Source organism: Brevibacillus sp. DP1.3A, from assembly GCF_013284245.2.
Lineage (GTDB): Bacteria > Bacillota > Bacilli > Brevibacillales > Brevibacillaceae > Brevibacillus.
Genome location: NZ_CP085876.1, coordinates 583,437 through 605,572, shown reverse-complemented (window position 1 = coordinate 605,572; position 22,136 = coordinate 583,437). Strand labels below are relative to the sequence as shown.

At 49.2% G+C, this 22,136-nt stretch carries 21 protein-coding genes; 1 reads left to right on the top strand and 20 read right to left on the bottom strand.

Translation table 11 applies throughout. From position 1 onward, the window contains the following. Positions 1 to 75: 75 nt before the first annotated feature. The 19 genes from HP399_RS03100 to HP399_RS03010 all read right to left on the bottom strand — a co-directional run bounded on the left by HP399_RS03100 (position 76) and on the right by HP399_RS03010 (position 20,236). Positions 76 to 444 carry an ATP synthase subunit I gene (locus tag HP399_RS03100; protein ID WP_173619705.1) on the bottom strand — a complete coding sequence of 123 codons (369 nt, stop codon included), beginning with the start codon at positions 442 to 444 and terminating at the stop codon, positions 76 to 78. Positions 445 to 457: 13 nt separating this feature from the next. Then, positions 458 to 631, bottom strand: coding sequence for an AtpZ/AtpI family protein (locus tag HP399_RS03095; protein WP_307724157.1), 174 nt, complete (start codon positions 629 to 631; stop codon positions 458 to 460). Positions 632 to 796: 165 nt separating this feature from the next. Next, the gene (locus HP399_RS03090; protein ID WP_173619706.1) at positions 797 to 1,987 is read right to left on the bottom strand and encodes an acetyl-CoA C-acetyltransferase; all 1,191 of its coding nucleotides are present in this window, start codon (positions 1,985 to 1,987) and stop codon (positions 797 to 799) included. A 149-nt stretch (positions 1,988 to 2,136) separates the two neighbouring features. After that, entirely contained in the window at positions 2,137 to 4,125 is a 1,989-nt protein-coding gene (locus tag HP399_RS03085; protein WP_173619707.1) for an AraC family transcriptional regulator, read from the bottom strand. Positions 4,126 to 4,224: 99 nt separating this feature from the next. Next, positions 4,225 to 5,043 carry a malonyl-ACP O-methyltransferase BioC gene (bioC, locus tag HP399_RS03080; protein ID WP_173619708.1) on the bottom strand — a complete coding sequence of 273 codons (819 nt, stop codon included), beginning with the start codon at positions 5,041 to 5,043 and terminating at the stop codon, positions 4,225 to 4,227. After that, positions 5,012 to 5,737 carry an alpha/beta fold hydrolase gene (locus HP399_RS03075; protein ID WP_173619709.1) on the bottom strand — a complete coding sequence of 242 codons (726 nt, stop codon included), beginning with the start codon at positions 5,735 to 5,737 and terminating at the stop codon, positions 5,012 to 5,014. The genes bioC and HP399_RS03075 overlap by 32 nt, the downstream gene beginning before the upstream one ends. Next, complete coding sequence (gene bioF / locus HP399_RS03070) at positions 5,734 to 6,933, bottom strand: 8-amino-7-oxononanoate synthase (RefSeq protein WP_173619710.1); 1,200 nt, start codon at positions 6,931 to 6,933, stop codon at positions 5,734 to 5,736. Before bioF ends, HP399_RS03075 begins: the two co-directional genes overlap by 4 nt. A 15-nt stretch (positions 6,934 to 6,948) precedes the next feature. Then, positions 6,949 to 7,944 carry a biotin synthase BioB gene (bioB, locus tag HP399_RS03065; protein WP_173619711.1) on the bottom strand — a complete coding sequence of 332 codons (996 nt, stop codon included), beginning with the start codon at positions 7,942 to 7,944 and terminating at the stop codon, positions 6,949 to 6,951. Between the two features lie 20 nt (positions 7,945 to 7,964). Next, entirely contained in the window at positions 7,965 to 8,684 is a 720-nt protein-coding gene (gene bioD, locus HP399_RS03060) for a dethiobiotin synthase (RefSeq protein WP_173619712.1), read from the bottom strand. Positions 8,685 to 8,689: 5 nt separating this feature from the next. After that, complete coding sequence (gene bioA, locus HP399_RS03055; RefSeq protein ID WP_173619713.1) at positions 8,690 to 10,072, bottom strand: adenosylmethionine--8-amino-7-oxononanoate transaminase; 1,383 nt, start codon at positions 10,070 to 10,072, stop codon at positions 8,690 to 8,692. 123 nt (positions 10,073 to 10,195) lie between these two features. Then, the gene (locus tag HP399_RS03050) at positions 10,196 to 13,360 is read right to left on the bottom strand and encodes a phosphodiester glycosidase family protein (protein ID WP_173619714.1); all 3,165 of its coding nucleotides are present in this window, start codon (positions 13,358 to 13,360) and stop codon (positions 10,196 to 10,198) included. 223 nt (positions 13,361 to 13,583) lie between these two features. Further along, on the bottom strand, positions 13,584 to 14,732 hold the full coding sequence (wecB, locus tag HP399_RS03045) for a non-hydrolyzing UDP-N-acetylglucosamine 2-epimerase (RefSeq protein ID WP_173619715.1): 1,149 nt from the start codon (positions 14,730 to 14,732) through the stop codon (positions 13,584 to 13,586). An 18-nt stretch (positions 14,733 to 14,750) separates the two neighbouring features. Next, a complete protein-coding gene (gene upp, locus HP399_RS03040) occupies positions 14,751 to 15,380 on the bottom strand; it encodes a uracil phosphoribosyltransferase (RefSeq protein ID WP_007725492.1) in 630 nt (209 codons plus the stop codon). Positions 15,381 to 15,561: 181 nt separating this feature from the next. Next, positions 15,562 to 16,812, bottom strand: coding sequence for a serine hydroxymethyltransferase (glyA, locus tag HP399_RS03035; RefSeq protein ID WP_173619716.1), 1,251 nt, complete (start codon positions 16,810 to 16,812; stop codon positions 15,562 to 15,564). A 58-nt stretch (positions 16,813 to 16,870) separates the two neighbouring features. Beyond that, a complete protein-coding gene (locus HP399_RS03030) occupies positions 16,871 to 17,440 on the bottom strand; it encodes a TIGR01440 family protein (protein ID WP_173619717.1) in 570 nt (189 codons plus the stop codon). Then, a complete protein-coding gene (gene rpiB, locus HP399_RS03025; RefSeq protein ID WP_007725502.1) occupies positions 17,441 to 17,896 on the bottom strand; it encodes a ribose 5-phosphate isomerase B in 456 nt (151 codons plus the stop codon). A 140-nt stretch (positions 17,897 to 18,036) separates the two neighbouring features. Then, positions 18,037 to 18,507, bottom strand: a complete 471-nt coding sequence (locus HP399_RS03020; RefSeq protein WP_173619718.1) for a low molecular weight protein arginine phosphatase — start codon at positions 18,505 to 18,507, stop codon at positions 18,037 to 18,039. Between the two features lie 32 nt (positions 18,508 to 18,539). Beyond that, complete coding sequence (locus tag HP399_RS03015) at positions 18,540 to 19,100, bottom strand: manganese efflux pump MntP (protein WP_017252372.1); 561 nt, start codon at positions 19,098 to 19,100, stop codon at positions 18,540 to 18,542. A 56-nt stretch (positions 19,101 to 19,156) separates the two neighbouring features. Continuing rightward, positions 19,157 to 20,236 carry an L-threonylcarbamoyladenylate synthase gene (locus HP399_RS03010; RefSeq protein WP_173619719.1) on the bottom strand — a complete coding sequence of 360 codons (1,080 nt, stop codon included), beginning with the start codon at positions 20,234 to 20,236 and terminating at the stop codon, positions 19,157 to 19,159. Positions 20,237 to 20,466: 230 nt separating this feature from the next. Between HP399_RS03010 and HP399_RS03005 the strand changes: the two genes are divergently transcribed. Further along, positions 20,467 to 21,273 carry a DUF3298 and DUF4163 domain-containing protein gene (locus HP399_RS03005; protein WP_173619720.1) on the top strand — a complete coding sequence of 269 codons (807 nt, stop codon included), beginning with the start codon at positions 20,467 to 20,469 and terminating at the stop codon, positions 21,271 to 21,273. 58 nt (positions 21,274 to 21,331) lie between these two features. Here the strand turns inward: HP399_RS03005 and spoIIR are convergent, their stop codons facing one another. After that, positions 21,332 to 22,114, bottom strand: coding sequence for a stage II sporulation protein R (gene spoIIR / locus HP399_RS03000; RefSeq protein WP_173619721.1), 783 nt, complete (start codon positions 22,112 to 22,114; stop codon positions 21,332 to 21,334). Between the last annotated feature and the right edge of the window lie 22 nt (positions 22,115 to 22,136).

Genomic DNA, 22,136 nt, shown 5'->3' with positions numbered 1-22,136 from the left:
AACTCTGTCTACACATTGCTATCGAACGCTCTCTGGTAAAATCACTTCATTTAAAAGGAAACGCTGGTAACAAATCTATTTTGAATTGCGGAATACGAGTAGATAGCTGATCCCTTGGATCAAAAACAACCCAAGTAGAACCCCTGATAATGTGAAGATATGAGGGAAAATAAAGGTAGTATAGGCTGCTAGCCCGGCAATCATGAACCGAAGCATCGTGCCCGTTCCTTTTGGTCTGACATTAGGGTCATCTGCCATTTGCCCAACAACCCAGACCTTGCTTGCGAGAACGCTGGTATTAATGATTCCTGCCACTGTTCCAAGCAACAAACTCTGCAAGAATACCTTGTATTCAGGCAACACAACCATCAGTATCACAAACAATGCCATACACCATAAAGAATAGCGAAAAGTCTTTCGCATCGCTAAAGCAAACGCTTCCATCGTTCGTCACCCCCTAAAGATACGGGCGAATGAGTCGATAGACAGTGTATACACCAACCGCAATCCCTGTAATCAGGCCAATGAGCAAGAACCAAGGATCAGTCGCTAGTAGGCGATCCGCGTATCTGCCGATCATAAAACCGGCAACCACACAAATGGCAAAGTCAAGACCAAGTACGCTGACCAAACCAAGTGCTCGCCATGGATTGTCAAGTTTCGCCAGTTTATCCTTCTCCTTTCACATAAGGAGAGGGCACACAATTTCCAAATGCCCTCATCCATATTAACGAAGATTTATTCCCTTTGTCAACGCAAGCGTTTCTGTGTACACAAAGCGTTCACAATTTAAAAATTAAATTTTCTCGACAATTGTGGAGACGCCTTGTCCCCCACCAATGCAAAGAGTCGCTAACCCATATTTTGCCCCTTCACGCTTTTGCAATTCATGCACGAGCGTGACCAAAATTCTCGCGCCACTCGCACCGATTGGATGTCCCAAAGCGATGGCTCCACCGTTGACATTCAGCTTCTCGCGATCAAAGCCCAGTGCTTTGCCAACAGACAGTGATTGGACGGCAAAAGCTTCGTTTGCTTCGATCAAATCGATGTCAGAAATCGACAGACCCGCTTTTTCCAGTACGCGTTTGGTCGCAGGAACAGGACCGTACCCCATGATGCTCGGATCAACACCTGCACTCGCATTGGCTACGATACGGGCAAGAGGCTTCACTCCCAGCTCTTCTGCCTTCTCGCGTGTCATAATCAAGAGAGCGGCGGCTCCATCGTTGATGCCTGATGCATTCCCAGCTGTCACGGTTCCATCCTTTTTAAATGCAGGCTTCAGCTTGCCTAGCGCTTCGGCTGTCACACCAGCACGCGGGAATTCGTCTAGAGCAAAAAGAACCGGATCACCCTTTCGCTGCGGGATCGGAACCGGCACGATTTCTTCTTGAAAACGACCACTAACGAGCGCTTGTTGAGCTTTTTCCTGGCTCCACGCAGAAAATTCATCCTGCTCTTCGCGTCCGATTTCGTATTTACTGCAAAGATTCTCCGCTGTAATGCCCATGTGGTAGTCGTTGAAAGCACACCACAGCCCGTCGCGAATCATGGAGTCTACTACTTTCTGATCTCCCATGCGGTAGCCTGAACGCGCACCTTCCATTAAGTATGGTGCCTGGCTCATATTTTCCATCCCACCAGCCAAGACAACTTCTGCCTCACCTGCAAGGATTGACTGAACGGCCAAATGAACGGCTTTTAGACCTGAACCACAAACCTTGTTGATTGTCAGGGAGGGGACTTCATGAGCAAGGCCCGCGTGAATAGAAGCCTGGCGCGCCGGGTTTTGACCCAAGCCTGCTGACAGTACATTCCCCAAAATCACTTCATCGACCGCATCCTTGGAAACACCTGCACGCTCTAGCGCTGCTTCCAGTACAATTCCGCCCAGCTTTGTCGCGCTGACACCTGCAAGCGTTCCTTGAAAGCTACCTATAGCAGTGCGCACAGCACTCGCAATGACGATTTCTCTTTGACTCATCTTCCACACACCCCTCGAATACACAGGATAGGCAACCTTCTTAAGATTCCATCTTCTTATGATAATTCCTGCCAGGAAATCGCTTTCTTTTCCTATTCATGAAAAAACCGTCACTGCTCTTAGGAGAAGAGAGTGACGGTTTGAATGATTTATAGAAGTGCCTCTGCAATTTCATCGACGATATTGTTAATGGCAATCGGGCCGTAATAGGCAATCCACACGGTTGTGTTAACCTCGTACACCTTATTTTCCTTGGCTGCTTTTAGCCCTTTCCAAATGGAACTGTTCTTGTACTCGTCCGTTAATGCTTGATTCGCTTTGTCCGTTACGACAAATAAATGATCGGCATTTACCTCTGGCAACACTTCCAGAGAAATCATCGTAGCTGTATCTGATTTATCCATCGCTGGCTTGGGAGGAGTCAGTCCCAAATCGGAATACAAGATAGCAGCCGTACGATGTTCAACTGTATGCAGTCGAATGGCATTGTCACGAGGACGAATAAGTGCGACAGACTCACCCTTGAGTTTGGTTGCGAGCTCTGTTTTCAATTTATTCGTTTTCTCTTGGTAGTCCTTTACGATCTGCTCAGCTTCTTGTTCTTTTTCGAGAATTTTTCCGAAGGTAATCAGTGTTTCACGCCAGTCTTCGTTTCGATTAAACATGATGGTTGGGGCGATTTTGGATAGATTATCATAGATTTTATCTTGAAACTCCGTGCATATGATCAAGTCAGGCTCCATAGCCACGACTGCTTCTGAATTGGGCTCGTCCTTCGTTCCAAGTACGTGAACATCTTTTAGCTTGTCCATGAGATACTCTGGAAACTTCGTACCGTCCCCCGTTGTGATAACACTACCTACTGGCAGTTCGCCCAAGGCAATCATTTGATCTGCATATTGTGTGTCCAGCACAGCGATTCTGACTGGTTTAAAATCAAGCGTCAGCTCGCCTTTCATGTGCTTGATTGTACGGGTCTCGCTTTTCTTCACTTCTTGATTCGCACTAGATTGCGTTGTATTGGACTGCGTTGCTACCTGACTCGTAGCGCCAGTGGTTGTACTCCCCGAATTACTGGAATTCGTTCCGCCAGCTGAGCAGGCTCCGAGCAGCAAGGTAAGGCTAAGCATCAGATTCAGCGCCAGCATCGCTTTTGTACTCTTATACATCGGTACGGCTCCCCCATCTCTTGTTCGTAGGTGACTTTGATTTTCATTTTCAATGTGATCATTATATTTCCACAGCTTTTGACCAGCAATGGAATATCGCGACAAGAGTAATGGACTTTGGCGACGAATTTCCGATGTCAGCGGATTTACCTTATACGCAGTCGGGGAGAAGCCTGTATATTTTTTAAAGATACGACTGAAATAATAGCTGTCTGTATAACCTACTGATTCCGCTACCTCTTTTAGTCCCAAATTCGTTTGACGCAGCAGTTCCTGCGCTTTTTGAATGCGCACCTGAATCAGATAGTCGATAGGGCCGACCGCTAGCTGGGCTTTAAAGGTGCGTTGCAGGGATCGGGAGCTGCAGTTTAAGAGCGCGGAAAGATCATCGAGGGTGAAAGTCTCTGCGTAATGCTCCTCGATATACCTGACGGCCTGAACGACCAAATTGGGTACCGTTACCCCGATTCCTTGCGACTGCATCTGTGCCATTAGCTCACATACGAGTTGATATAGCAGGGCCTTGGCTCGCAGCTTGTCCAGGTTGCCATTCTGATTCCACGCTTGCTGCATACGTGATATTGCTACAAATACATTTGCCTGATGCATGGGGGTAAAGCCGTATTGGATGTGAAACGGTTGTGTTTTCTCCAGTAAACGTAGCAGTTCCTGCCGACAAGGCAACGGCAAATGAGCTTTGTACAAAATCAGATAGTATTCCAGCTCACCCTTTATTTCCTCGATATCCACGTATGTACCTTTGCCAGCATGGGCCATATAGCAATTCTTGATAGCATGCACATTCCCGTCAAGACGAATCAGGCCACTGCCTCTCACCGAAAATAGAAAGGCACTAGCCGGCAATTGATAGGATCGCAGCTGCTCTCCGGCTCGCATGACGATATGCCGTACATCATGTAATCGTACACTTGCCTGATTCCATAGAAAAATATGATCATCCACGTTCATTGTCCCACACTCAACTCCTTGATAGCCCTCCCATCGTTCTTCTTTTTATTCTATTTGATAACCATTCTCATTTCTATAGCAAAAATCGTAGAAAGCACACTACCTCGATGAAACCGCGCGAACGTAAATGACTTCGTAGGTGACAGGGATGCCCGTTTCTCTTTTATACGTCTGCTCATAGTAACGAATCATTTCTGCAAGAAGTTTTCTGCGTCCCAGACCGCTCACTTGCTCCATACTTGCACTGGCGCCCACTGCTTTCACGGCATGCAAGAAATCCCGTACACCCGGGTAAGTTAGCCGCTCATATTTCCTCATCACCTCTATATCCGTAAACCCTGCTTGCTCCAATAGCTCGTGCCAATCACGTGCAGAGAGAAACTCCAAGCCATGGCGTACTCCCTTTTCCCCCAAAATCGCATGAGCATTCGCAAACGATTCATGCAGCTCCCAAAACGTATCGGGGCCAAATGTCGAAAAAACCAAGGGTGCTCCGGGCTTCAGGATTCTTCCCAATCCTTTTAGCGTATGCGCTGGCTTGGCAAACCACTGAAAACACGCTCCTGAAACCACCACATCCTTTGACTTCGCCTGTTGTTCCCATACCCATTCTTCGGCATCTGCTTGAAAAAATGAGCAAATCAGGCCGTGCTGCTCCTGATTGTTCTTCGCCTGCTCCAGCATACCTGACGCAATCTCAACTGCTTCGTAATGGGCATCAGAAAAATGGCTGCGAATGACGCGGGTTAATCCCCCTGTCCCACAGCCAATCTCTAGGATGTTTCGCACCTCGTTCTCGTTCGCTATTTCTGTAACCATTTGACTCAAATGATCGGCCATCTTCTTTTGTACGAGTGCATATTTTTCATATGAGACAGCCTTCTCACTAAATCGGCTGCTGATTGCTCTCTTCTGCAAGCTGCTCCACCATCCTCTTTAGCGAATCTCCTACAACCTCCGGAACAAATACATGCGGGGCATGACCACAGTCAGGAATTTGCACGAAATTGGCACCTGCAAGGCTACTCGCCAGTTCTTCTCCGGCTGCGAGTGAACAGATAGCATCTTCCGTTCCGTGAATGACGAGAGTGGGAGAAGTCAGGGACGACAGGAACGGGCGGCAATCCTCTTCTTCTAAATAGGTCAAGCCCGCAATCAACGCTGCCGTACTCCACATCTGGCTATCCACCCCCACGTGCAAGCCTATTTGCTGACGCTCCCCTGGTGTTAGCATCTGTTCAACAAATGCGTCCATGACCCGCTCGCGTGCTACGGAAAGCTGCCTTTTCATCCTTTGTAAAACAACGGGATGCCACCCATGCTGTTCGCTGGTAAAGCGTGCTGTGGTGCCGATCAAAACAAGTCCTGAGACCGGGTACTGGGCAGCGAGGCGTATTGCGAGCATCCCTCCCAAAGACCACCCCACTACAATCAGCTCCTGCGTTGACAGAGAGCGGATTTCCTCTTCTACTCTCTCGTAAAATTGCAAGGAGTCAGTGACGTCCGAATAAGTAGGAATGATGTGCCGATAGGAAGGAAATTGTGAGCGAACAGCTTCCCAGCTGCATTCCGGCATTCCCCATCCGGTTAGCCACAGCATCACTTTTCTCACGTTACCGTTCCTCCTTTGTGAAGCTCGTCTCTGATTTCGCTCACTTGCTCACAAGCCCACTCCAGCTCTTCGCGCGTATGGGCAGCCATCACCGTAAAACGGATACGCGCGGTTCCTGCTGGCACGGTAGGCGGTCGAATCGCCACTGCCGCAATCCCGCGCTGCCGAAGTCTTTTGCTAAACTGCAAAGTCCATTCATTCTCTCCTAACGTGAGCGGGATGATTGGCGTATCTTCTTCGTCTACGGTAAACCCGCGTGAGCGAAGCAATTGGCGAAACACGAGCGCATTCTGCTTCACCGCTCTTCTTCGCCAAGACTCTGTTTGCACCAAAGACAATGCCGCCAGATTCGAGCCAATCACAGCAGGGGGCAGGGCTGTTGAATACACTAGCGAGCGCGCTTTTGTCATCAAATAACGAATGATGATCTCATCTGCACATACGTAAGCCCCATAAACACCAAATGCCTTGCTAAAGGTCCCCATCAAAACATCGACTTGTCCGGCGATGCCCAGTTCGTGGCACAAGCCCTGCCCTTCTTCACCACGCACTCCTCCCGCATGGGCTTCGTCAACCATCAGCATGGCATCGTAACGATCTCGCAGTTGTACTAATTCAAGTAGGGGAGCCTTATCACCGTCCATGGAGAATATGCTGTCCGTGACGATCCACTTCCGTCTTACATCCTGGTGCTTTTTCAGCAAAAATTCCAGATGCTCCATGTCGTTATGTCTGTACCGAAAATGCTCCGCCCGACTGAGCACGATCCCATCGACGATACTGGCGTGATTCAACCGATCACTAAAAACAGCGTCGCCTCTTCCGGCAAGTGCTGCAATTACCCCCGTATTTGCCTGATAGCCGTTTGCAAAGACAAGCGCCCCTTCTCTCTCTTTCCACGCCGCCAATTGTTGTTCCAGCTCGTTATATAACGCGTAGTTGCCATGGACGAGACGAGAGGCAGTTCCTCCTGCCCCCCACTCCTCTGCCGCCTTCTTGCCAGCTTCCACGATTCGTTGATCATGAGCCAAGCCCAAATAGTTGTTCGATGACAGGTTTAATAATGGTTTCCCTTCGACTTGAATCCAGGTGCCTGCGCGATCACTAGCTGACTCTACGGTGCTCCATTCTCTTGCCAGCGATTGTTTCCGCAACGAATCGTATTCTTCTTCCAGCCATGTGTAGCGTTTATTCATAACTGACCTACTGTCCTACAGCGCACACAGCTCGATTTCAAACCCGAGGTCTTCAATCATCTGGTGATCTGTCGTGATTTCTTGCCCGGGCGTCGTCAAATAGTCGCCAACAAACAACGAGTTGGCTGCATACAAGGAAAGCGGCTGCAAGGTGCGCAAATTCACTTCGCGACCACCCGCAACGCGAATTTCTTTATCTGGGCAAATAAATCGGAACAAGGCGAGAACACGAAGAGCCTTCATTGCCGGAGTGCGTCCTTTATCCTCCAACGGGGTTCCGGGAATCGCATTTAAAAAATTGATCGGGATGGAATCTGCGTCGAGATTGCGCAGGGCAAATGCCATTTCAACGATCTCCTCATCGCTCTCCCCCATGCCGATGATCACGCCTGCACATGGCGACATCCCTGCTCTTTTCGCGGTATCGACTGTCTGTACACGTTGATCGTACGTATGTGTCGTAGTAATCGCTTCGTAATGATTGCGACTCGTGTTGAGATTATGGTTGTAGCGGTGAACACCTGAATCTTTTAGGCGCGTTGCTTGTTCGTCGCTTAATATCCCTAAGCACGCGCAAATTTTCAGCGGCATCGTCTCGCGGATTTCTTTGACTGCCTCGATGACCTGGCCCAGCTCTTTTTCCGTGGGACCACGACCTGAGGCGACAATACAGTATGTACCTGCTTTTCGATTCATGGCTTCTTGCGCACCTGCGAGCAATGTCTCCTTGTCCAGCATCGTATACTTGGATACGGGAGCGTTCGAAACAATCGACTGCGAGCAGTAACCGCAGTCCTCGGGGCAAAGGCCGCTCTTGGCGTTAATGATCATGTTCAGTTTGACTTTTTTTCCGAAAAAGTGCTTTCTGACGCGAAAAGCTTCGTTCATGACCAGCAGCAGCTCATCATCTGGCGCTTGCAGTACCTTCATTGCCTCTTCCTGTGAAAACCCTTCTTTGTTCATCGCTTTTTGAGAGTATCCCTTCCAATCCAGACAAGTGCTTTGCTTCATTTTCTCGTCTCCCCTTCTTATTATTTATGGCTCCACTGACACAACTGCCCGATGTCTACACACTCTTGGATCAACTGTGTCAACTGCTTACGCTCTAGCGGTTGGTCTATCCATGGAAGCACGCCCCATACGGGAACTCCCCCATAACTCTCAATCATGCTTGCGTTTGTTTTGACACTCTCATCGGTGACGCCAGCTGAGTTGTTTTGATTCAGGATGACACCTACAACCTCAATCCCGAGTTCCCGTGCATACCAAACGGACAAGAGCGTATGGTTAATCGTGCCGAGCCCAGCCCGCGCCACAATGAGCATTGGCAGGTTCAGTCGAGCAGCAAGATCCGCCATCGTTTCGGTTGGTGTCAATGGAACAATCAGACCACCTGCTCCTTCTACAAGGAGTGCCGGATAACGTTCCATCAGGGGTCGCCCGCAAGCGATTACGTCCTCCATAGTCAAGCTTTTCCCCTCTGCTTCCGCAGCCAGAAAAGGGGTAAGCGGTGCCTCAAAACAGAGCGGGGCTATCTCCTCACACGCATCAGGAACTCCGCTCCACGACCTCAATTGCCATGCGTCACTGCCCTCATCATGTGCTCGTGCTCCTGACTGGACTGGCTTCCAAACCCCTATGTCCACTCCTGTCTCACGCAACACGGATGCGATTCCGGCAGTCACAACTGTTTTGCCTACCCCTGTATCTGTTCCTGTGATGAACAATCCGGTATAGGGGCGATCAGCCATATCTATCACTCCTCCGTATCACCTGTCGTTACGTCCTGAATCGATTCCGTCAAAATCCGAACCATGTCAGCTAATTCTTCGGTTGTAGATACAAGCGGTGGAATAAAAACGATGACGTTGCCCAACGGTCGTGTCAGAAGCCCTTTTTCTCTCGCTATCTGACAGACACGCACACCGATCCGTTCATTCCAGTGATAAGGCTCCTTGGTCTCTTTATCCCGAACCAGCTCAATTCCCGCCATCAAGCCTTTTTGCCGGATTTCCCCTACATGAGGCAGGTCGCGAAGTGGCTTTAACAATTGTTCCAAGTCAATTGCTTTTTTTGCTACTTGTTGAACGACTCCGCGCTCCTCCATCAGCCGCAGATTGGCAAGAGCAACTGCACAGCCAAGTGGATTTCCCGTGAACGAATGTCCGTGGAAAAAGGTTTTCTGTTCCTCATAGTCGGCGAAAAAAGCATTATAAATCTGCTCGGTTACTAAGGTAGCCGCTACTGGCAAATACCCTCCCGTGAGCCCTTTTGCAACCGCCATGATGTCTGGTACGACCCCATCATGCTCACAAGCAAACATTTTGCCCGTGCGTCCAAATCCTGTCGCTACTTCGTCTGCGATCAGCAATACATCATAGGCGCGCAACAGCTCCGCGATTTTTTTCAAACAACCGTCCGGCATGATAATCATGCCGCTTGCTCCCTGCACGACAGGCTCCACGATCATCGCCGCAATCTCATGAGCTCTTTCCTTAAGCAAACTCTCCAGACTGCCCAATGTGGCCTGAACGGCTGCATCTTCGCCGCCTTGTCGGTATGGGTAAGGGTATGGAATGACATGTGGAGAAAAGAGCAGCGGTTTGTAGACCTGATGGTAGAGAGGAATGGCTCCCACACTGGTGGCTCCAATCGTATCCCCGTGATAGGCATTGTTCATCGTGATAAACGAATGCTTGCCGGTCTGCCCGCGATTTTGCCAGTATTGGAACGCCATTTTCAGTGAGATTTCGACCGCCGTTGCCCCGTTGTCAGAGTAAAAGACTTTGCTCAGTCCTTTTGGAGCGAGTTGGATCAGCTTTTCCGCTAATAGAATAGATGGGACGTTTGCCATGCCAAGCAAGGTAGAGTGGGCAATCTGATCGAGCTGCTCCGTGATCGCCTGATTCAGCTCGGGAACGTTGTGGCCATGGACATTCAACCACACAGAAGAGAAACCATCGTAGTAAGCCTTGCCGTTCACATCGAACAGCTTGATCCCTTCTCCTCTTGCAATAATCAATGGATCCTGTGCGACGTAGTCTTTCATTTGGGTGAAGGGATGCCAAACGTATTGCTTGTTTTTGGCAGAGAGCTCTGTATAACTATTTAACAACCAAATCACAACCTTGGTTAACATATATTTGTTAACCGTTATTTTAAATTGGTTAACCTATTTTGGCAAAGCTTTTTTCTTCGCCTTGGGAAAAGAAAAAGGCCAAGCTCCTCTTTGCCAGAGAAGCTTGACCTTTCCTCATGCTGCTTATTGGTCTTGATGCAAGATGCGATACAGTGCAACGACACACACTGCTCTCGTCGTCGGTTTATTCGGCTGATAATTTCCTCCGACTGGATCAATCAGACCGAGTCCGACCATGTTGTTGATGGATGTAGATGCCCAGGATGGCCAGGTTCCTTTATCGGAGACCTTTTTCGTCGCTCCCTTTTTATTCACGAGACGATCGAGAATGACTGCGGCCTCTGCGCGAGTCACCGGCTGATCCGGACGGAAAGTATTATCGTTATACCCCTTCACCAGGCCTTTGGAAACGGCAACCTGTACGGCACCTTGCGCATAGGAAGGCACCTTATCCTTGAATTTCAGCTTTGGTGAGGATGGAAGCTCCCATTCAAAAGTGCGCGCGAGCAAGGTGACGAACTGTGCTCTGGTTAAGGAAACCTCTGGGCCGAACGTCGTCTCCGTTAACCCCTTCACGTAACCCTTTTCCGCCATATAGGTGATTTCTGCCTTGGCCGGATGCTTTGTGATATCTGTAAATCCAGCGTTGCTCGTGCCTGCATTGTCCAGGTAGTACGGAATGTACTTGCCGTAGCTATTGACTTCATATACCCATTGACCTTGAGCATTCATCGTTCCCAGCAGCGGATCCAAAGTATTGTTCACTTCGTTTACGTACAGGAGTCCAACGCCTTTTCCAGCGAGCCATTGCTTCGGTGCCAAGGTCAACTGAATCGACGAAGTAGAAATCGCGTCCTCTTGTCCTGCTTTTAGTTCGCCCGGCTTAATCGTAAACGAATAATCAGCAGGCACATATCCTGGCATCGGCTGGGTCACGATCGACTCCACATCAATCAGCGCACTATCCAGGTAAGGTGCAGTATTTGCAAGGGAATAATGGAGATCGAGCTCCGCCCCGAGGGACATGCTGCCTGGCAGTTCAGGGACAACGGCTACATCGCTCGGTTGACCTGTTTGGTTGCCCAAGAGGAGCGAGAATTCGTCGATGTACAGTGTTCCTTTATCGTGTGTAATGCCATCATTGGCTTGGTCAACGACATACACACTCTTCAGCTGCAACGGATACGCAACATTGCTCGGGAAGTATCCTTTAACCTGTTTCCAGCCTGTCCAATTGATCTCTTTTGCCAGATCGACGTAGACCGGCTTGCCGTTTGCATCGACTACTTCTGCACGGAGCCAATGTCCGCTGTTGTCACCATTGACCCACAAGCCCAATCCGAGCGGTTTGCCAGGGATGGTCACAGGTTTTGCCCCCAGAACGCCGTACGAAATCCGCATGTTGTTCGCTGGCGCTCCAGAGAAGTTGTACACCAGCTTCGCTGCCTTCTTCGTGCGGAATGTCTGATCGGAAACGAGCGCGAACGAACCAGCGGAACTGATGCTGGATGGATTTGCCGCATGGTACATGCCAACCTGATTATCGAAGGTGAGCCATGGCTGCTCAAATTGTCCGACAGCAAATGGTACGGTTGTCGACACGCCATCATATGTAATGGTCAGGTTTCCGTTGCCCGGCTCATTGCCTGCTACCAGTTGCAGATTGTCGTTAATCGTCGCTACAGAAGAATCGACACTCGCTTTTACGCTAAGTGGAGTCGCTTGTACGGTAGAGCCCTTTTTCGTTTTGATTTTGACATCGAGATTAAGGGATTGTCCCGGTGCAATCGTGATCGGATTCGGCGAAACGATGATTTGCTGCACATCGTTGCCGGAAATCACTTGAATATCTTTATTTTGCGTCACATTGCCCAATCGCGCAGTCAATGTGATCTTGCCGGATCGAGCTGGTGTGAATTGCTTGCCATTTACGGTTCCCGCTTCGGACTGACTACCATCCCAACTCACATCGCCTGCATTGATCGCATACGGCTGGTAATGAACGTCATATCCTTTGGATGCGCTGAGCGTGATGGTTTGTCCGATAAGCACATCTGACGGTACATCGATTTGGAAGCCTCTCAATTCTCCAGCAGGTGCCGTGTTGTATACAGCCAGTCCAGTAGGCACACGACGCTCAGCACCGCCGCTCGGCTTATTCGCCAGATTCGCGTGTGTCTCACCCAGCATGCGAGCTGCCATGGTCGTAGAGCCACCACCGTCAAAGTTTACAGCTCGATAAGAGCCGAGCTCCGCCATGATCTTTGCCAGCTCGTCCAAATAAACGCCTTGGCTCGCATCGATCGTGACCATGTACAAAGTCTTTCCGTCCTGAGAAACACCGACCGCTGTGCGTGCCGTTTTGTTCGTGATGGACTTGTCCGCTTGAAAGGATGACAGTGCTTTCCCTTGATCGACCAAAATGACATTGCCACCCACCGCATGTTTCAAGTCGAGGGTTTGCGGTGTCGTTTGATACTCAACTGTCGCAGTAGCGCCTACTGGGAAGTTTTGTTTGAGAAATGCTCCTGCTGCTCCATGTCCCCAAAGGACATAGCCGTTGTAAGGTATGTATACGCCAGGTTGATTCACACGAACTTCTTTGGCTACGTTGTCAACAAACAGAATCTCGACGACATCTTTATAGCCCGATATCGTCCCCAAGCTGTTTTTGCCAAAGGAAGGGGTATAGACGTTCAGTTGGTTCTGGTGACTCTTTCGTCCTTCACTTGGGTTGTACTCTTCCTTGTTAACTCCCTGAATCGAATAGGTAGCACCATTAGGAGCAGTAACCTTGCCGCCAAAACCAAACTTATCGACGATGGCCATCTTGTCTCCCGTCAAGCCTAGGGCGTACCAGTAGGAGACCAAGCCCATGGAAGAAATGAGTTCATCGTCTTTCATGACAATGCCAAACGGCGCTCCTCGCTTCGACATGTTAAAAAAGTCGGCATTGATTGCTGATACAGCTCCTGTTTCACGCGCCATTTGTGTAACCGTCTGCCTGTCTGTCAGCTTGCCTTTCGTTCCGTATACTGGTTTTACCTCAACGTAAGGATTGTTCAGATCAACCTTGGTCACCATGATCGTGACTACTTGATTGGCAAATGATTTCGTATATTTCTGCAAAGTGGTCCCCTCACCAATTGGGGTTTGCCACATCATATTCAATGCACTGGTCTCCGCTCTGGCGTGTGCGACATTGGTCGCAAACGGCACAAACGGAACAAAAGCTCCCCAGGCCATAGTCGTGGCCGTGAGCAGCGTCACTATCCTTTGCGCTCTCATGTTGGTAACTCCTCTCCGTATTCCAAACTCTGTCTTTCTACCCTCTAAGCCAAGCAACTAAATATTAGACGCAAAAGGTCATGGATAGTTTCGCCAATTCTCTCGATTCTCTATTAGAAAAACATACCAAATCGTCAGTCATCGAAAACCAAAATATCCCTCTACAACAAGAAACCCGCCCAGTTTTGACGAACGGTACCTGGCGGGTTTTCCTAGCTGTATGTTACTGACCTGGTTGGAAAGGCTCTGGTTGTTCAGCTCGCAAACCAAAATGATAGAGGATTGCTTCTACGATACGTCGGGAAGCCTCGCCATCCCCGTACGGGTTGACAGCGTGCGCCATTGCATCGTAAGCCGCTTGGTTGGTCAGCAATTCTTTTGCCATTGCATAAACTTGCTCTTCGTCAGTTCCCACGAGCTTCAACGTGCCTGCTTCAATCCCCTCAGGACGTTCTGTCGTATCGCGCAGAACCAGGACTGGTACGCCAAGAGACGGCGCTTCCTCCTGCACCCCGCCAGAATCGGTCAGGATGAGATGGGCACGACGAGCGAAGTTGTGGAAATCAAGGGCATCCAATGGTTCGATCAACGAAATGCGATCGTGGTTTCCGAGAATCTCCTGCGCTACTTCTTGTACAGCAGGATTCAAGTGAACCGGATACACAACAGCAATCTCCGGATGCTCGTCCACCAGTCTTCGAACTGCACGGAAAATACGGCGCATCGGCTCGCCCAAATTTTCGCGGCGGTGTGCCGTCATCAGCACCAGCTTCTGACCAGCTACGCGATCAAGCACCGGATGCGTGTAATCCTCGCGAACCGTTGTTTTCAGCGCGTCAATCGCTGTGTTTCCTGTCACGTAGATGTCCTTTTCCGGCTTTGCTTCGCGACGAAGATTGTCAGCCGATCCATTGGTCGGAGAGAAGTGAAGGTCAGCCATTACACCTGTCAACTGACGGTTCATCTCTTCCGGGAACGGCGAGTACTTGTCCCATGTGCGCAAGCCCGCTTCCACATGTCCGATCGCTACCTGATTGTAAAAAGCAGCCAGACTCGCAACAAAAGTGGTTGTCGTATCCCCGTGTACGAGGACAATGTCCGGTTTTACTTCCTTCATCGTTTCATCCAGACTCTCCAATGCGCGAGTGGTCACACCCACCAGCGTTTGGCGATCCTTCATGATGTTCAAATCAATGTCTGGTTGAATATCAAAAATGTCCAAAACCTGATCGAGCATTTGACGATGCTGGGCCGTCACGCAAACGACCGATTCGATCTGCCCGCTGTACTTGTTCAATTCATGGACAAGTGGCGCCATTTTGATCGCTTCTGGACGAGTGCCGAATACCGTCATTACTTTTACAGTTTTCATCCGTTTTTCCCTCTCCGACTACTTCGTGCCGTACAAGCGGTCACCCGCATCGCCCAAGCCTGGCACGATGTATCCATGGTCGTTTAAATATTCATCAACAGCCGCTACGTAAATATCTACATCAGGATGCTCGTCCTGAACCAGCTTAATACCTTCTGGAGCAGCGATGAGGCACATCAGTTTCAAGTTTTTTGCTCCACGTTTTTTCAAAGCAGTAAGAGCGGCAACAGCAGAACCACCAGTCGCCAGCATTGGGTCAGTTACGATCAACTCACGCTCAGCAACATCGGATGGCAGCTTCACATAATACTCAACAGGCTGCAGGGTTTCCGGATCACGGTAAAGACCTACGTGTCCTACTTTGGCAGCAGGAATCAGCCTCATCAGGCCATCAACCATACCAAGACCAGCACGCAGAATCGGTACCAACCCTACTTTTTTACCAGCAATTACATTCGACTGACAGGTAGCCACTGGTGTTTCGATGGTGGTCTGCTCCAAAGGCATATCACGGGTAATTTCATAGCCCATCAGAGTAGTCACTTCATCTACCAGTTCGCGAAATTCCTTGGTCCCTGTATTCTTGTCACGAATATACGTAACTTTATGCTGAATCAGCGGATGGTCAAACACATATACACGGCTCATGTCATTTCCTCCGTTTCCCTATCAATACATCCTTTCTATAATAGCTGGTGAGAGTGGCTCCGTCAATTTGCCTAATCTTCGTACTTTTTCGCGTCCTCGATCCCTATCAACTGCCGGGAAGTGGAAAAAAAGCAGACCCGTATAGGAAAATTTCCACTGGGTCTGCTTCTCGTTGCCTTGATTAGATATTCAAGCCTTCGTACATAGGGAAACGTTGGCACAAAGCTGCCACACGTTGACGTGCTTCTTCGTGCTTCGCAGCATCCTCTGGATTTTTCAATGTCAGAGCGATAATCGCCGCTACTTCCTTCATCGCTTCCTCATCAAAACCGCGGCTTGTTACTGCTGGCGTACCCATGCGCACACCGCTTGTAACAAACGGACTTTGTGTATCGTAAGGAATGGTATTTTTGTTCGTGGTAATGCTTACTTCGTCCAACAGATGCTCAGCCACTTTACCTGTCAGGCCGATTTTGCTCACATCAATCAATACGAGGTGGTTATCCGTTCCGCCGGAAACAAGCGTCAGACCTTCAGCAGTCAAGCTTTCCGCAAATGCACGCGCATTCTTGATGATGCGAGCTGCGTAATCCTTGAACTCTGGTTGCAGGTTTTCGCCGAAAGCAACCGCTTTTGCTGCGATCACGTGCATCAACGGACCACCTTGAACGCCTGGGAACACGGATTTGTCGATGCCTTTCGCGAACTCTTCCTTGCACAAAATCAAACCACCACGTGGTCCACGCAGAGTCTTGTGCGTCGTAGAAGTAACGAAATGCGCGTGTGGTACTGGGTTTGGATGCAGACCTGCCGCAACCAGACCAGCGATGTGCGCCATGTCCACCATGAAGTACGCGCCCACTTCATCCGCGATCTCACGGAACTTAGCAAAATCAATCGTACGCGGATACGCACTCGCACCACAAACGATCAGTTTTGGCTTGTGCTCCAATGCTTTTGCACGAACAACTTCATAGTTAATCAGGTGAGTATCTTCGTCTACACCATAATCAACGAAATTGTACAGAGTACCGGAGAAGTTTACTGCACTACCATGCGTCAAGTGACCACCGTGGGACAGATTCATTCCCAGTACAGTGTCGCCTGGCTGAAGAATTGTGAAGTATACAGCCATGTTCGCCTGAGCACCGGAGTGTGGTTGTACGTTTGCATGCTCTGCGCCAAAAATTTCTTTTACGCGGTCGCGCGCGATGTTTTCCACGATATCCACATACTCGCAACCACCGTAATAGCGGCGGCCTGGATATCCTTCTGCGTATTTGTTCGTCAAAACGGTTCCCATTGCTTCCATAACTGCGCGGCTTACGAAGTTTTCAGAAGCAATCAGCTCAATCTTGTCGCGTTGTCTTCCGAGCTCCAGTTGAATGGCTTCCATCACCTGTGGGTCTTGATTACGCAAAAAATCTAGCATAATAGTTTCTCCTCCTTAAAAGTTCGTGATCATAAAGTGGGCTTGTCCCACATTCTTTTTACGTGCAGCTTTCATTCGGTGGTGTCTTCTCATACACGGCACGCGGTCCGCCAATCAGCTTGGCGCGCGTACGCGCTGCCGTAACATGGGCTTGTCCAACGAGACGCTGTGTCGGACGCACCGGTACTGCCACATGCTTCAGATGCATGCCGATTAGCGTATGGCCGATATCAATGCCTGCTTGCGCGCGAATATGCTCCACAACGACTGCATCCGTGAACTGAGTAAATGCATGCGCAGCCATAGAGCCACCAGCAGTCGGAACGGGAACAACCGAGACTTCTTCCAGTCCGTATCGTAATGCAACATCATGCTCGACGACCAGAGCCCTGTTCAAATGTTCACAACATTGAAAGGCAACAGCAAGGCCGCGCTTCTCTACAACAGATTGAATCCCACGATACAGAGCTTTCGCTACATCTTGGCTGCCAGCTTTACCGATATGCTCCCCGAGCACCTCGCTGGTACTACACCCAATCACCATGAGTTGTCCAGCTTTCAGCTCTGCCATATCGGCTACTTCTTCGACAATGTCACTGATTTGTTTTTCGATAGCGGATAAATCCACTTACTTCACTCCCGCATGCTTCGCTTCAATTTGGGAAATCTTTTCCACACGGCGCTCGTGACGACCACCTTGAAACTCTGTTTCCAACCAAATTTTCACGATATCAAGCGCAAGACCCGGTCCAATGACCCGCTCACCCATCGCCAACACATTGGTGTTGTTATGCTCACGGGTAGCGCGTGCAGAAAACGTATCATGCACAAGTGCACAACGGATGCCTGGAACCTTGTTGGCTGCGATCGACATACCGATACCTGTTCCGCAAACGAGAATGCCTCGATCAAACTCCCCAGCTGCCACCTTTTCCGCTACTGGCAAAGCATAATCGGGATAATCAACCGATTCCTCGCAGGTGCAGCCGAAGTCTTCCGTCTGGATGTTCATGGAGGCCAGCAGAGTCTTGATCTCCTCTTTTAGCTTGTATCCACCGTGATCAGCAGCAAGTGCTACTTTCATCTGTCATCCCTCGCTTGTCTCATAATCTTTGTCTAGTATACATCAAAAAACAACAAGTAAAAAGTGAACATTTTTATCAAATCACTAAAAAATCGTTCGTACTCTCACAAAAAACAAGGCCCTGGCTATACACCAGCACCCTATTCATCCGCTGATTTACGAAGACCTGGGTCCTTGAGCATCATGGAGAGCCTCTCCAGTGACTCTTCGATTTCTTCGGCACACCTGCGATAATCCATCAGTGATCCCCCATACGGATCAGCAATATCACTAAAACCTTCTACCCCTACGAACTCCTGCAGGGTATGCACCTTTTCAGCCGCTGAGGGGAAATACGTCAAGATCGCGCGCTTGTGACCGTGCGTCATCGTCAAAATGACATCAGACCATTCAATCAACCCTTCGTCTACCTTGCTGGATTTATGGTCGTGGGCAATTCCTCGTTCTTCTAATACTTGTTTGGCGTGCAAGGAGGCATCCTGACCGGCAAATGCCGCCACGCCAGCTGAGCGTATCTCAAGTCCCTGCCCGTCTGTCTTCGAACGGAACATCGCTTCTGCCATTGGGCTTCGGCACGTATTTCCTGTACAGACGAAAAGTATCCGTTTCACGTATCGTTCCTCCTCTCCTATTAATTAGTCGGTTATATCATAAATTTTAACCCAAAACCAAACAAAATAAGTCCACCTACTAATTCGCTATAATCCCCAAGCCACCCTCCCACACTCCTGCCTAACAATAAACCGAAGTAGGACATGGTGGCACCCATTATTCCAAAAAGGGAGATGGCCAAAATTCTATTGACCTCGATCAAGCCGAACGAGAAACCGACGGTGAAAGCATCCAGGCTGACACTTAAAGCAAAGAGCATCAGTCCGAAACCTTTTGTCTTCAATACACTTTTTTGATCCCCTTGAACGAAGCCATTCCATAGCATATGCAAGCCGATGATCATCAGGACACCGCCGCCAATAAATACGGCTATATCTCCAACCAAATCGGACAAGTACGCTCCAACGACAATCCCGATGATCGGCATCATAATATGAAACAGTCCGATGGTGATACTTACTTTGATAATCTCTCGTAACCGAATCCCGACCATTCCTACGCCAATTCCCAACGAAAAGGCATCCATACTTAAGGCGAAAGCAATAATGAGCAACGTCAAAAATTGCCCCCATTGGAATAACACCTGGTCCAAGCAGCTCCCCTCCCGTCTCTTCACCTTATGCGGACAAGGGGGAGTTTAGGACAGGTTTACACGGACAAGACTCGGCCTCCAGCAGCCTTTTCCAAGCGATTCATCACGGCCATACCCAACCCGTTTCGCGGGAAAGTCTCACCGACAATATACTGTACTGCTTGATCGTCGAATTCTCGCAGCACAGCATAAAGCTGTTGGGCAACCACTTCCAGATCTGCTTGTGATCCGACTACAAGAACAACATCTGCCGCCGCGTGGCTTTGCCAAAACGGAGCTGTTTCTTCCGTTGCCAGCACACCCGTTTTTTGACTGTGCTGCTTCGCCTGTTGCAGCATGTCTTCCATTTTCGCCCGAACTTTTTCACTCTCTCCTGATACTAACCACATTTCTCCTTCAGGAGCGTAATGCGTATATTTCATCCCTGGAGAGCGCGGTGCCTCGGCTGCTCCCACTTGAAAAGATGGATCGAGCTCCACGTAGCCAATCACTGGTTCCATTTGCTCCCGTGTGATGCCGCCTGGGCGTAGAATCATGGGCGGGTCCTGCGTCACATCAATAACAGTAGACTCTACCCCAACACCTGTTGCCCCACCATCGACTACTCCTGCTACGCGTCCATCCAAGTCAGCCAATACATGCGCCGCGGTCGTTGGACTCGGACGTCCAGAACGATTGGCGCTCGGAGCTGCAATCGGTACCCCCGCTTCCTTGATCAAAGCCAAGGCAATCGGATGATCAGGCATGCGAACCCCGACTGAATCCAATCCTGCCGTTACCAGCGAAGCTACCTGATCCGTTTTTGGCAAAATCACCGTCAAGGGTCCAGGCCAAAACGCCTCCATCAGCTTTTTCCCTTTCTCCGGAACCTCACTTGCTACTGTGGACAACTGGTCCCACGCTCCAATATGTACAATCAGCGGATTATCGCTGGGTCTGCCTTTTGCTGTAAATATTTTTTCCACTGCTTCATCTGATAATGCATTCGCTCCCAAGCCGTAAACCGTCTCTGTGGGAAACGCGACAACTTCCCCTTCTCGAAGAAAACGGGCCGCATCCACAATCTGTGCACAACTATGCTGATTTTCCACATCGTTATCCACAGACCAGACTTTTGTCACAAAATTCATTTCCATCGTTAAAAAATCCTTTCTCTAGCTCGTTTCTTTGTAAGGAGTGCCTTAAGTATAGATGTGCACTAAAAAGTTTTCAACAGGCTGTGGGTAACTTGTGAATAACTTTTCTGAACAGCGTGGAAAAGAGAAGATTGTTACCTTTTTTTAACTTCATCCGTCTTTGCCTTGTAGTAGAATGAACACGAAAACAAAACAATAACTTTCCCTTTATCGAAAGGACCGTGAATGATATGTCATCTTTTAAATCCTTAGCTTCCAGCCTGCTTGGCACAGCTGTATTGGTAACAGCCGTCGCTGCTCCAGTATTTGCAGCACCTGCTTCACCTGCTTCACCTGCAGCCTCCACAAAGCCTGCTGTACAAGCGCCAAAGCCACAAGCTAACAGTGTCGTGTTCACACCAAAAACCATTACGGTCGATACGAAAGAATTTCAAGGTAAAGTATCCATCCCAGTGATTAGCGGGATGAAGGATAAAGCTTTTGAAGCAAAACTAAACGCTACTCTGCTGAAAGAAGCGCAAACAGGCTTGGCGGAAGGACAAAAAGCCGGCAAAGAAGATGCGGCAGAAGCGAAAAAACACGGATGGGAGCCACGCCCTCACGCACTCGACATCTCCTATGAGGTACACAATGCTGGGAAACTCGTTTCTTTCTCCGTACAAACATACATTTATACGGGCGGAGCACATGGCATGACGGATGTTACGTATTACACCATCGATAATCAGGCCAAGGCAAAAGAGCTGAAGCTGGCTGACCTGTTCCAGCCTGGCTATGACTACCGTACCATTCTCAATCAAATCATTTCGCAACAAATCAAAGCAAAGACCGAGGCGGATGGCTTTAACCCTTACGATGCATTCGAAGGCATCAGAGAGGATCAAGGCTTCTCCTTTAATGACGGCAACCTGGTCATTCATTTTGGTCAATACGAAATTGCCGCTTATGCAGCAGGAATGCCAGAATTCTCGATCCCTGCTCATCGTTACCAAGGTCTGTTGAAGCCTGAGGTTCGTGAGGCTTTGTTCAAAAAGTAATCGTAGCAATTCAAAACGACACCTGCACGTATGGCGGGTGTCGTTTTTTATGTCCAGCTTAAGAGAGCCAGCTCTCGATTTTTTCCCATAAGTAAAATCTCACTTCTACTTCAGGAGCAGAGGCAGTTACTTCTTCTACTTTTTCTACCTCTACGGACTCGTCTACCTCTACTTCTGTTTGCTCAGCGTCCACCTTATTTGATTCGGAATGTAGCCCTACTTCGTTCTCTTCTAGGGGTACGACCGCTACTTGCTTTCTTTCAAATCGATCGAAGTCTTCCTCTTCCTCGGATACAGCTGCTGTCGTTTGTTCAGATTCTTCAGGCTCTGGAGTTGGCTCGGCTTTTACAGCGTCGCCATTGGACATGTCAATAAAGCAGAGCGGCGGGAACAGGACACACCACCAGTTTTGACCTTTTGCCTCTCCAATTTGTACACGGACTGCTCGGTAATTACCCGCAGGATACACATAGGAGCCATACAGCTTCGTCGGAAAAGGGACTTCGCCAAAATCCACTACAGCTTTGTACGAAAATCCGCGTTCCTTGATCGTCTTGTCTACGACCTGTTGAAGGACGGGCAATTGTGATTGAATGACTTGCTCTGCTTCCTCCAAAGTCTTGATATCGTCCGCCCACGTATTCATTTGAGCGATAATCGCATCTCTGACTTCGCGCTTTAACCATTGATCTTGGACAGAATCGCTGTTCGCAATAATGCGCAAGCGAACGGATTCTTGAGGGATCGGCCCATTATCCAACACATTGGCCGAAGTAAGCTGCCCCTCCCAGCTCATCATAAGCATAAACAGGCTAAATGCCATTAACAACATCCGTTTCATCGTTATCCGTCTCCCTCTATAC

Excerpts from the sequence above, each read along its gene's own strand:
- HP399_RS03100 (WP_173619705.1), bottom strand. The coding sequence starts at position 444 with ATGGAAGCGTTTGCTTTAGCGATGCGAAAGACTTTTCGCTATTCTTTA.
- HP399_RS03090 (WP_173619706.1), bottom strand. The coding sequence starts at position 1,987 with ATGAGTCAAAGAGAAATCGTCATTGCGAGTGCTGTGCGCACTGCTATA.
- HP399_RS03085 (WP_173619707.1), bottom strand. The coding sequence starts at position 4,125 with ATGAACGTGGATGATCATATTTTTCTATGGAATCAGGCAAGTGTACGA.
- bioF (WP_173619710.1), bottom strand. The coding sequence starts at position 6,933 with ATGAATAAACGCTACACATGGCTGGAAGAAGAATACGATTCGTTGCGG.
- bioB (WP_173619711.1), bottom strand. The coding sequence starts at position 7,944 with ATGAAGCAAAGCACTTGTCTGGATTGGAAGGGATACTCTCAAAAAGCG.
- bioD (WP_173619712.1), bottom strand. The coding sequence starts at position 8,684 with ATGGCTGATCGCCCCTATACCGGATTGTTCATCACAGGAACAGATACA.
- bioA (WP_173619713.1), bottom strand. The coding sequence starts at position 10,072 with ATGTTAACCAAGGTTGTGATTTGGTTGTTAAATAGTTATACAGAGCTC.
- HP399_RS03050 (WP_173619714.1), bottom strand. The coding sequence starts at position 13,360 with ATGAGAGCGCAAAGGATAGTGACGCTGCTCACGGCCACGACTATGGCC.
- wecB (WP_173619715.1), bottom strand. The coding sequence starts at position 14,732 with ATGAAAACTGTAAAAGTAATGACGGTATTCGGCACTCGTCCAGAAGCG.
- upp (WP_007725492.1), bottom strand. The coding sequence starts at position 15,380 with ATGAGCCGTGTATATGTGTTTGACCATCCGCTGATTCAGCATAAAGTT.
- glyA (WP_173619716.1), bottom strand. The coding sequence starts at position 16,812 with ATGCTAGATTTTTTGCGTAATCAAGACCCACAGGTGATGGAAGCCATT.
- rpiB (WP_007725502.1), bottom strand. The coding sequence starts at position 17,896 with ATGAAAGTAGCACTTGCTGCTGATCACGGTGGATACAAGCTAAAAGAG.
- HP399_RS03010 (WP_173619719.1), bottom strand. The coding sequence starts at position 20,236 with ATGGAAATGAATTTTGTGACAAAAGTCTGGTCTGTGGATAACGATGTG.
- HP399_RS03005 (WP_173619720.1), top strand. The coding sequence starts at position 20,467 with ATGTCATCTTTTAAATCCTTAGCTTCCAGCCTGCTTGGCACAGCTGTA.
- spoIIR (WP_173619721.1), bottom strand. The coding sequence starts at position 22,114 with ATGAAACGGATGTTGTTAATGGCATTTAGCCTGTTTATGCTTATGATG.